Genomic DNA, 10,473 nt, shown 5'->3' on the forward strand with positions numbered 1-10,473 from the left:
AAATCACATGTAAAAACAGCTGTATAGATGGAACGCCGTATGATGGGAAACTATCACGTACGGTGTGAACCGGGGGAAAGGCTACTCTGACTGCCACCTATGGTGGTAAAAGCGGTGGCTCACCTATCGGTATTGAAAAAAGTATAAAAATTGATAGGGGTAGGTCATATCAGTGATATCTGAAGACATTTTTCAGTTAAAGAGTTATGTCAAACTTGTATTCAAGTACGTCTCAATTATCTCATATAAAGGGGTTAAATTAATATGAAGTACTATGATTCTTTACAATTAAATAGGAAGAAAAAGTGGAACAATTAGAAAATTTAATGACAAGGTATAAAGTAGAAGCTGTAGGTTATGGATATATTGATTGTATTGTTATGAAAGATAAACTTGACGAGTTTGAAAAAGAAGTTAGTACTTTAGGAGTACTTATAATTCAGCCAGTTGGTGGTGTTATGTTAATTAAAATCAATCAACTAATACTGGGTGCCCACATGGAATGGGGGGACCAATTTCTATATATTATGAAGGTTGGTTTAGTGAATTACAGAATGATTACTATGAATTGGATGAGAAAATTATAGATACTATATTGCTATCATATGATAAATAACTGACTTATACTTTGAATATGAAAACTTTAGTTGGAATTAATAAAATAATTGGAAAACCTTTTAGATATACGCCTAATGATTATATAATAGAAAATAAATGTGTTAATCCAGGGTTATGCTTACTCGTTCCTGATAAATGGGAAAGGTTGGTTAAATAGTCAGACACCATATAACAAAACATATTCTAGACATATTGTTATATCTATAAAGTACAAAGAGACAACACTATTTAGGAAGGTGATGTAGATTAAAACTAAACAAAAAATAATAATTAGAATGATATGCGTTTCCATTATAATCATTTCTATTTTTCGTCCATCAATTAAGTCATTCTACAATCAAGCGATGAATAGAGAATTTATAGAAAATGTCGAAAGTAATGCACTTTCAGCGAGTATTAAGATTGTTCAACTTAATTATAGAAATGGTGAAAACAGCAGTTCTATAGCAGCTTCAGCTGGAGCTAGTGGAGTGATTATCCGTAAGGGAGGAAATAGGTACTTTGCACTAACGGCCAATCATGTTATTTCTGAATTGGATGATGTAGATAAAACTCAAATTATCGTTATGGGATATGATGACCTGGACTTTAAAGATTCACTAAAAATGGGGGGCAAATATATGGGATTGGCGAACTATTACAAGTAATTTCCTAAAATTGTAGTAGAATACACGAACGTAAAATATGATTTAGCTTTGATTAGTTTTATTAGTGATAAAGTCTATACTGCTTTGTCATTGGCTGAAGATATCCCTAAATATGGGGATAAAGTAGCAGCTATGAGTAATCCAAATGGTAAAAGAAACATAGTTACTGCAGGAAAAATAAGCAGTAAGAAACTTTGGTTCTTTAATGATGAAGCAGGAAAAACACAATATCCAAATGTAAAACATTCAGCTATAATATCTGGAGGAAGTAGCGGCGGTGCTTTACTTAATGAAGACTTGGAGATTGTGGGTATAAATTTAGGTGGTAATGAGAATATATTTCACCAGTTTACTTCTGGGATGGCAATGCCAAATGATCAAATCCATGATTTTTTAGAAGAATGGGAAAATTAAATTTTGGTACATACCATAAAATTTAGCAGAATTAATATCAATAACTATGTATTTCTAATTAGAGTATAAATAATATAATCTTTCAAGGGTTTAAACTTGATAAATAAGTTACTTGTTGGCAGATTTGTTGGCAAAATTATAAGTCTTGTACGATTTATAAAGAACTTATAAAATCAATAAATGCTTTAACGCCAACACATAGGAGCTTGTACAATTATAATAAAACCTCAAAAATCTTTATGTATAATAACTACGAACCGGTTGGTCACAGGTCTGAATTCTGACCGATGCATAATATAGAACCTAAAAGTTGTAATGTTTCTAGGTTCTTTTGTTATGTTTTAAATTATTAACAAAACTGTGAATACTACATGCGGTAGTTAAAGGGGGTGGGGCTTGAAACTATAGATAGCATTTAAATATGTATAACCTAGTACTGGGGGAATTTATATGTAGTTTTTATGGGTATATAAATTTTAGTTGTAATGTTAAATACTGTAGTCTAAGGATAAAAGGGGGTATCATAATGTGTGCTTAATGGAACGGTATTACAATTACCATATACCAATAGATTGAATGGTATCAATAAATTGAAATTATATTTTTGAAACGTATCAAATATATATTGACTATTTGTAACGAAAGAATATAAAGAGGATTTTAGCAATTGGCTAGTTAACTATACCCCGCAGGCAATAATTAATTGCTGTTAAAAATACAACCATATATAGATACGGTTATTATGGACAAATATAATGGATCAAGTGTTAAATATTATAGATCCTCTCATCCTATGAATTGGAATTACAGTAATAAAATTATAGAACAATTATTGTAAAAACCTTCCCAATGACTTTGCAATATGTTGAATTATTAGTATTAGCATATCTTGTATATTAGATTATTAATATGATACTAATGAATATGTAGAAAACGAACATGCTAAGGAACAATAAGAATCGCTTTTAAAAAGTATGCACATAATAGCACTGAATATAACATATAATATCAAATAATAGAGTTTCCTTTAGCTAGGAACCGAGGAGTTTGGATATTCTCTTGTCCCACCATGTAAACCCTGGAAATTTTAAATCTTCTAGGGTTTAAAGTAGTGGGTGAATTTGAAAATAAAAGTGTTAATGAAAATATGTTGATAACATGGAGTTATATCTTAAATTAAATATAGGAATGACTATATTTAAGGTGAATAATTAAAATATTGGAAAATGTTTTCTTTACTCGATTATTGTCTTTTATACTTATGTACTATTTTTTATTGAATTAGTATTGAATTAGTAATAAATTAGTAGTAAAATAGTATAAAAATATATAAAATGATCATACTTAAATATAGGGAGGTGACTTTATAAATGAAAGATTTAATTACTAATTTTAATGAAAGATATTTATCAAAAAAAGAAATTGAATATCGTGTACCTAATAATACAGACTTAAATGAATTTTGGAATAAATTAATGGATATGAGAAGACTTACAAAAATTGAAATACCGCTTATAGACCAGTCTTCACTTAACTTTTGGTTTAATTTGAATAATGAAATTATCAATAATATTGAAAAAATAGATAATTCAGCTACTGAAGATTTATTTAACGCTGTACCTATGGATTTAGAAGTTTCTGTAATAGCTGATGCTCTAATTGATGAGGCTTTTAATTCTAGTGTAATAGAAGGAGCCTTTTCAACTAAGAGAAGAACAAAAGAGATGATTGAAAAACATTTAGAACCTTCGAATAAAAGTGAAAAAATGATAATGAACAATTATCGTGCACTATTATATATAAATGATCATCTTGATGAAACATTAGATGAAAATATTGTTCTATCTATATACGGAATACTCACTCAAGATACACTTAATGATGATGATATAGTAGAAAAATATAGAACAGATGCTGTTTATGTTTGGGATTCTAAATCTAATAAAGTTACTTACACAGCTCCAATTTATCTTCAAGTGCAAGATTTAATGAATTCATTATTAGATTTCATGAATTCTAATAACAATTATCATCCTGTTACTAAGGCTTGTATAATCCATTTTTATTTTGTTTACATTCATCCATTTTTTGATGGAAATGGACGAACTGCTCGTGCCGTATCCTATATGTATTTATTACAAAACGGCTATAAGTTCTTTAAATTCTTTTCTATATCTAGTGTGATTAATGAAGAGAAGAACCGTTACTACGATGCAATCGAAAATACAGAAGAATATGGTAGTGATATGACTTACTTTATTAAATATTATAGTAGCATGATTGTACGTTCAATTAGTAAGATTAAAAATAATTTTAGAAAAGAATTTGGTAGGAAACTTATAAAAAATGTCCTAGAAAAAGCTGGCATTATACTAGAGAAACGTCAAAAAAATATAGTAAATCATTTTATTACTATTGATAAAAAATTTATAACGATTGATGAATATAAAAAGAAATTTAAAATTTCATATGAAACTGCTAGAACAGATTTATTAGAGTTAGAGACTATAGGTTTTTTTAAAAAGTCTAAAAAAGGGAAAAAATATATATTTATCTTTAATGATTTCAACGATATAATTAAAAATATTCAAAATAATTTTATTGACTTTATTGAATAAAGAGGGTTCTCCTAAAAAAGAGAACCCTTATTATTTGATTTTATACTAGAAAAGTATGGTGGATATGTGAAAAGGGCCATGAATGGCAAGCTGAAATTTATAAGTAGAACCAGAGGGTCTAGTTGCTGAGGTTACAAGTCAATTGTTGAGCTACCTATTAATATAAAAAAATCTTGCTTATAGATAAAATGCGAGACAATTTATTATGTGGGGTAGAACAATTTCCATACAATATCCAGCTTGATGAATTTAATTTTGATTTCTCAACTAAAAAAAGTAAAAAAACTTTGGGAAACATTTTTGGATGATCTCTAGCAAATGGTACTGATCTAACAAATGGAGTTTCAACAAACGAAATACTTGATTTCATGTTTAAAATTCAAATACTACAGTATGCATTTGAAAATAATTTTATGTGATTGTAAATAAAAAAACCTAATTAATTAGTTTGGAAAAGTCATTAGTTAGTCATGATTTTTTATTTTGGAGAAAAATACTGTAGAGTTCGTATAGATTATACCGTAGACGAACGCGAACTAATATCCTTCAAAGTGGCATTATATGGTGGTTAATATACATATAAACCGTTCATTTAATATATGGACTTTAAACGGACGATTTAATATAATAAGTATAGCGAGGTGATTACATGCAAACTTACTTTTACATCCGAGTTAGTTCATAGGAACAAAATACCATTAGACAAGAGGTAAAGGCAAAAGAATATAATATACCAAGGGAATGTGTTTATATAGAGAAGGTTAGCGGTAAGAACGTAACAGAAAGTAATCTAATGGCATCATTAAAAAACGGCGATAAACTTATTGTAGATAGCATAAGTAGGTTCGCTCGTAACACTAAAGATTTGTTGGAACTTGTGGAACAATTAAATAGTAAGGGCATTATATTTATATCATTAAAGGAAGCTATAGATACTACAACACCTACCGGAGTATTCATGCTTACAGTATTTGGAGCAGTTGCACAACTTGAACGTGACTACCTAAAGGATAGACAGATGGAAGGCATAGCAATTGCAGTAACAGCAGGAAAATATAAAGGACGTAAGTCTATCGAAGTACCGAAGTTAGGGGATAAGTATTACAAGATGTATAAGGGAAACACTATAAAAGCGATTGATGTTATGAAAATATTGGAATTAAAGAAAACTACATTCTATAAATTAATTAATCAATATGAAGAGAGCAATTGATGCGGAGCTGCTACAAGCATTTGATATTTAGGACATCATTTATATTACATTAAACGTTACAAGGCACACGTTATGCTACATTCAAATTGAGCAAATTAAGGAATGGACAATACAGCCAAAGTGAAAGTAACACAATTACTATTGAGTTACTTTCAGAATATCAATATAACCTAAATATATTAATGATACAAAAATAAATGGAATAAATGTTGCTGGAAATCCTTTATACCATTTTTTATTATATATAAAAGAAACTATAATCCAATTTATTGTACATCCTAAGAATATTAGACATACACCATAAAATAGGAAGTCAGAATTGTTGCTTATTTTATATATACCTGAAAGTAATATTGTATAAAATAAAAAATCTCCTAACCCTTTTGTTGGTATTGGTTTTTTATCTTTAAACGACTTACCGTATACTATTAATTTCCACATCAATTTTTTATTTGCCATAACTTTAGAAATTGCAGTTTTTGACCCGATTTTAGTGAAACTGATAATATCAAATATTGATACTCCCATACCGATTCCAATTAAATTTGATAACGTAATAATTTTCCCGATTACACTGCCAATAAAAATCACACAGATCATACATAGCCGACTATTAATAATCAAATGCTCTTTATTATATGACTTTTTAATATAGGTTATTAAGAATATCACTCCAATTATAGAACTCATTGATAGTAAAAATAAGGATAACTTCATAACAACTAAACATGTTATGAACAATGAAATTATCATTATAATAATTGAATGTAAAATTGATTTTATTAATTTTTCTTTTAATTCTGACATGGATGCGTACACCTCCTTAATCTAAATTATTTATTACACTATAATCTTAATATTTATAACCTACATTTTTTTAGAGAAATAATAAAAAATTACAATTCCACAAATATATTTAAATGCAATTACGCCCCAAAGGATAAAAATAATCCATTTCTCAACGCCTATGAATGTAAATGCTATAATTGAAATAAATAATACAACGAACATAATAGCATTAGTAATCTGTCCTGATTTTTGTCTTAACATTATTTTTCTTTCATCATCTAAATAAATATTTCTTCAATCTTCATTTGAATATATTTACCCTTATTTTTATATAAAAATGCAATAAGTTCACACTCTAATATGGATATACTATTCAATACATCAAGGAATATTTTTCTTTTCCACTAAGATTGTCATTGCTTTTGTTCGTAATATATCCCCACCTACATCAGTTATTAAGGTTATTATATATTATTCACAATTTACTTACAATTAAATCTTAATCACTTATCATAAAGAATCCTTACAAATATTATTGCAACGATTAAACCAATCCATAAAAAAAATATTCATTAAATAATCTTGTTTCAGACATATCAATATTAACTAATCGCTAGCATACCAATAGCATTATTTATTTGTTTTGGTGTATAGATTTTAGGTCTGCCTTCTTTATATCCTTCTTTGGTCTTAGCAATTGATTTACCGTTTTGTGTTCTCTCTATTATCGTGTTCCTCACCATCTCTGCAACTGCAAGTAATGTAGTTACGAAGAATTTACTCATGGTAGTATTCTCTAATAATCCAACATTCAACACATTCACTGCCACCCCCTCTGAAAAATAATCATAGAATTTCTTGCTTTTTTATACGGATTTTGAAGGATAAGTATGAATGTTTGTTGAAATATGTAAATAGAATGCTTATTAACAGACTTATAGTTACATAATGGATTTAATGTAAATTGAAAAATAAGATTGTAAGGAGGGGTTATCGTGTAGTTTAAGACGAAAGACAATATTGAATTTAATTATAGTACTCCACAAGAAATGTATCAGGATAATAAATTAAAAAATATTATGGGACCGATTGACTATCAATCTATGATGATAGATAAGTATGTTAACATTATTTAAAAAACAAATATTGCAATGGAATTGCCGACTGGTAGCGGCAAAACACTAATTAGTTTATTGATTGGTGATTTTAGGCGAAAGAAAAATAAAGAGAAAAATCTTTACTTATATCCAACTAATTAGTTGGTCAATCAATATGAACATATAGGTTTATATGTCTACCAATAAATAAAATTGTGTAGTACATGACTAAAGGATAACTTGAAAAAAGTTAGTTAACAGGCATTAAAGGACTAGCAAAACTAGTCCTTTTACATAGTAAGAATTTAGCAACTAGGTTTATTTAATATACAATAATAGGAGGGTTCATATGTTAAACAATTTCAAAAAGGTTTTATCATTATTGCTAACATTTTCAATAGTAGCTTATTTGTTACCAGCTACAAATGTATCAGCAATCAATATACCGCCACTATTTGAAGACGCAAATTTGCAGGCTTACATGGAGTCGTGGGCAGGAGAAGAAGGCTCAGAACTTTCTGCAGCAGATGTTGTGAATTGTACAGAATCAACTTTAGCTATACCATGGGGAGTAGATAGTTTAGGTGGGTTGGAGGTACTGAATGGTAATACTACTATAACAGACCTCATAATACGTAAAGGTACGTTATCTGATATTGCACCTCTAAGTAATCTAAAGGGTTTAAAAAGCGTAGACATAGGATTTACTAACATAATTGATATATCTTCCTTAACTGCATGGTCAAGTGTAGAGGTTGTAAATTTTTATGGAAATGGTTGCGGAGATATCTCAGTCATGAAAGGATGGGAAAATTTAATAGAGTTAAATTTATCCGACGATTTAGTATCGGATGAGTCACTAAACTCGAGTTTAGGGGCATTGACAAACCTAAGATGGTTATCCCATAATGGTGTGCTTTTAATCTATCAAGGTCAGCTCGTAGACTACGAGGTTAATGAGTATGTTGTAAAAGATGGTGTGCCTTCATTCTATGACACCGAGAATTTTAACCAAGTACCCACTATACCAAGTACAACTATTACAGTGCATGCACCGTCCCTAGAAGGGTATACTCTTACTAGTCCAAGTTCAGTTGTTTTATCGGTGAATGCACTTAATAAAGTACGCTTAGTTAATTTTGAGTATGAGACAACTGTAGATTATGCTATCGCAACACATGTTGTTAAGGATGGTGTAGATTCACTTTACACAACTCTAGAAGATTTATCAGCAGGAGACCACACAATACAGGCACCTTCTCTTGATGGTTATGTCCTGACAGGAGATACCTCAGCAGTTATAACTTTGACAAAAGAAAATAATCATCCTACAGTAACATTCACTTACGACACGATACCTGTAGAAGAGGCAGTAGAATATTCGCTAACTATTAACACTATAAAAGACGATACAACTACTTTGTACAAACTAAGAGAAGGTTTATTGTCAGGCAGTTATACTACAGAAGCTCCTTCTATAGCTAATTATACTTTAGTAGGTGCATCATCTGTAGTCAGTAATTTAACAAAAATTAATCCTGGACAGATACTTAATTTTAACTATATACCCAAAGTTATAGAGGAACCAGTTCTTTCTACTGTAGAAGGATACTTAAGACTAGCTGATGGCACTCCTTTAGCTAATGTATTAATGACGTTACACTCTGACCCTAGAACTACACTTACAAATAGCGATGGTTATTTTAAGTTTAGTGATGTAGTGCATGAAAAGCATGTGCTAAGTGTACCAGATGATATATTAGTTAAGTACCCAGGCATGTCGTTAGCAGTAACTATAAGTGGTAAGGTTGTAGCATCTAATGGTACTTCAAGTTTGAATTTTGACTTAACATCAGGTGGAGATGCAACTGTCATTGCTACGTTAGATGATACAGAAGTGACTATACCTGTAGTATATCCGCAAACAGGAAGTAGAGATACTACATCAGTGCCTATTTCAGTAGGGTTATTACTTATAATATTATCTTTAGTTAAACTTAAAAAGAAAAAAACTATACAATAATAGGAGGATTCATATGTTCAACAATTTCAAAAAGGTTTTATCATTACTGCTAACATTTTCAACACTAGCTTATTTGTTACCAGCTACAAGTGTATCAGCACACGTGGAGCAGATAGTATTCACGGATGCAATATTACAAGATTACATGAAAGAGTGGGTAGATAAAGGAAAAGATGTAAGATTTTCTGCAGGAGATGTCTCACGTTGTAAAAAAACACACTTAGATATACCAGCAGGTGTGACCAGTTTAGAAGGAATGGAAGTATTAGATGGCAATACCATAGTAACAGACCTTACTGTAGGCGAAGGTACGATATCAGACATCTCTCCTCTATCTGTATGGACAGGTATAACAACTGCATCTTTTAGTGAGAACACTTTTACAGATATATCAGCCATGAAAAATTGGACAGACTTAGAAAGTTTAGACTTATATGGCACTAATGTGACATACGAGTCATTAAACCCGAGTGTAGGTGCATTAACATCGCTAAGACATATATCTCTCAATGGTGAATCTTTACTTCACCCAGAAGAGTATGCAGATTACCAGATTGATAAATATGTTATAAAGGACGGTAAGGAGGAGTTACATTCCACAGATACTTTTGCTTGTATATCTGCTCTACCAGGATTCACTCATACAGTGAATCCTCCCATAGAAAGGTACGTTCCATTTACTATAATAATGAATGAACTTAGTAAAGTACAGAAAGTCGTTTTTGGGTATGATAATGTAACAACGTATGATATCACGACACGTGTTGTGAAGGATGATAAAGATTTATTTTACTCGATTCTAAAAGATGCACCAAGAGGGGACAATACAGTAAACGCACCTTCCTTTGATGGCTATAATCTAGTAGGAGATGATTCAGTAGTTGTGAATTTGAAAAAAGGAAGTAGTCATCCTGGAGGCCACTGAAAAAGCACTCTTTTTTCAGTAAAGTTTTTAAGCTTGAACAGAAAAAGCATGGAATATCCATATTTATGGATATTCCATGCTTTATATTTTTATAATTAAGTTGGAAAAGCACTATTTCATGCTTTTTAG

At 30.1% G+C, this 10,473-nt stretch carries 11 protein-coding genes and 1 pseudogene; 9 read left to right on the top strand and 3 right to left on the bottom strand.

Annotated elements, in window-relative coordinates; all coding sequences use genetic code 11:
• The first annotated feature begins 305 nt into the window (after positions 1 to 305).
• From JJD95_RS17940 to JJD95_RS17965, 7 genes and pseudogenes are all read left to right on the top strand, one after another.
• The gene (locus tag JJD95_RS17940) at positions 306 to 587 is read left to right on the top strand and encodes a hypothetical protein (protein WP_291644530.1); all 282 of its coding nucleotides are present in this window, start codon (positions 306 to 308) and stop codon (positions 585 to 587) included.
• Positions 588 to 634: 47 nt separating this feature from the next.
• Positions 635 to 775: a hypothetical protein gene (locus JJD95_RS17945; RefSeq protein WP_291644532.1), complete on the top strand. Its 141-nt coding sequence runs from the start codon at positions 635 to 637 to the stop codon at positions 773 to 775.
• A gap of 118 nt (positions 776 to 893) precedes the next feature.
• Positions 894 to 1,265: a hypothetical protein gene (locus JJD95_RS17950; protein WP_291644533.1), complete on the top strand. Its 372-nt coding sequence runs from the start codon at positions 894 to 896 to the stop codon at positions 1,263 to 1,265.
• Positions 1,266 to 1,274: 9 nt separating this feature from the next.
• Positions 1,275 to 1,679, top strand: coding sequence for a S1C family serine protease (locus tag JJD95_RS17955; RefSeq protein ID WP_291644547.1), 405 nt, complete (start codon positions 1,275 to 1,277; stop codon positions 1,677 to 1,679).
• Between the two features lie 1,370 nt (positions 1,680 to 3,049).
• The gene (locus tag JJD95_RS17960) at positions 3,050 to 4,297 is read left to right on the top strand and encodes a Fic family protein (RefSeq protein ID WP_291644535.1); all 1,248 of its coding nucleotides are present in this window, start codon (positions 3,050 to 3,052) and stop codon (positions 4,295 to 4,297) included.
• A 44-nt stretch (positions 4,298 to 4,341) separates the two neighbouring features.
• A pseudogene (locus tag JJD95_RS20170) lies at positions 4,342 to 4,404 on the top strand (zinc-ribbon domain-containing protein); the annotation flags it as partial.
• A gap of 590 nt (positions 4,405 to 4,994) precedes the next feature.
• Positions 4,995 to 5,510 (top strand): recombinase family protein, encoded by a 516-nt coding sequence (locus JJD95_RS17965; protein WP_291644549.1) that lies wholly within the window; start codon positions 4,995 to 4,997, stop codon positions 5,508 to 5,510.
• Between the two features lie 138 nt (positions 5,511 to 5,648).
• Here JJD95_RS17965 and JJD95_RS17970 read toward each other — a convergent pair whose 3' ends face one another.
• From JJD95_RS17970 to JJD95_RS17980, 3 genes are all read right to left on the bottom strand, one after another.
• The gene (locus JJD95_RS17970) at positions 5,649 to 6,317 is read right to left on the bottom strand and encodes a hypothetical protein (RefSeq protein ID WP_291644537.1); all 669 of its coding nucleotides are present in this window, start codon (positions 6,315 to 6,317) and stop codon (positions 5,649 to 5,651) included.
• A 60-nt stretch (positions 6,318 to 6,377) separates the two neighbouring features.
• Entirely contained in the window at positions 6,378 to 6,560 is a 183-nt protein-coding gene (locus tag JJD95_RS17975; RefSeq protein ID WP_291644539.1) for a hypothetical protein, read from the bottom strand.
• 341 nt (positions 6,561 to 6,901) lie between these two features.
• Positions 6,902 to 7,123: a hypothetical protein gene (locus tag JJD95_RS17980; RefSeq protein WP_291644541.1), complete on the bottom strand. Its 222-nt coding sequence runs from the start codon at positions 7,121 to 7,123 to the stop codon at positions 6,902 to 6,904.
• A 622-nt stretch (positions 7,124 to 7,745) separates the two neighbouring features.
• Between JJD95_RS17980 and JJD95_RS17985 the strand changes: the two genes are divergently transcribed.
• Positions 7,746 to 9,419: an LPXTG cell wall anchor domain-containing protein gene (locus JJD95_RS17985; protein ID WP_291644543.1), complete on the top strand. Its 1,674-nt coding sequence runs from the start codon at positions 7,746 to 7,748 to the stop codon at positions 9,417 to 9,419.
• 13 nt (positions 9,420 to 9,432) lie between these two features.
• Positions 9,433 to 10,344: a hypothetical protein gene (locus JJD95_RS17990; protein WP_291644545.1), complete on the top strand. Its 912-nt coding sequence runs from the start codon at positions 9,433 to 9,435 to the stop codon at positions 10,342 to 10,344.
• Positions 10,345 to 10,473 lie beyond the last annotated feature (129 nt).

Source organism: Clostridium sp. (genome assembly GCF_016650035.1).
GTDB lineage: Bacteria > Bacillota > Clostridia > Clostridiales > Clostridiaceae > Clostridium_AD.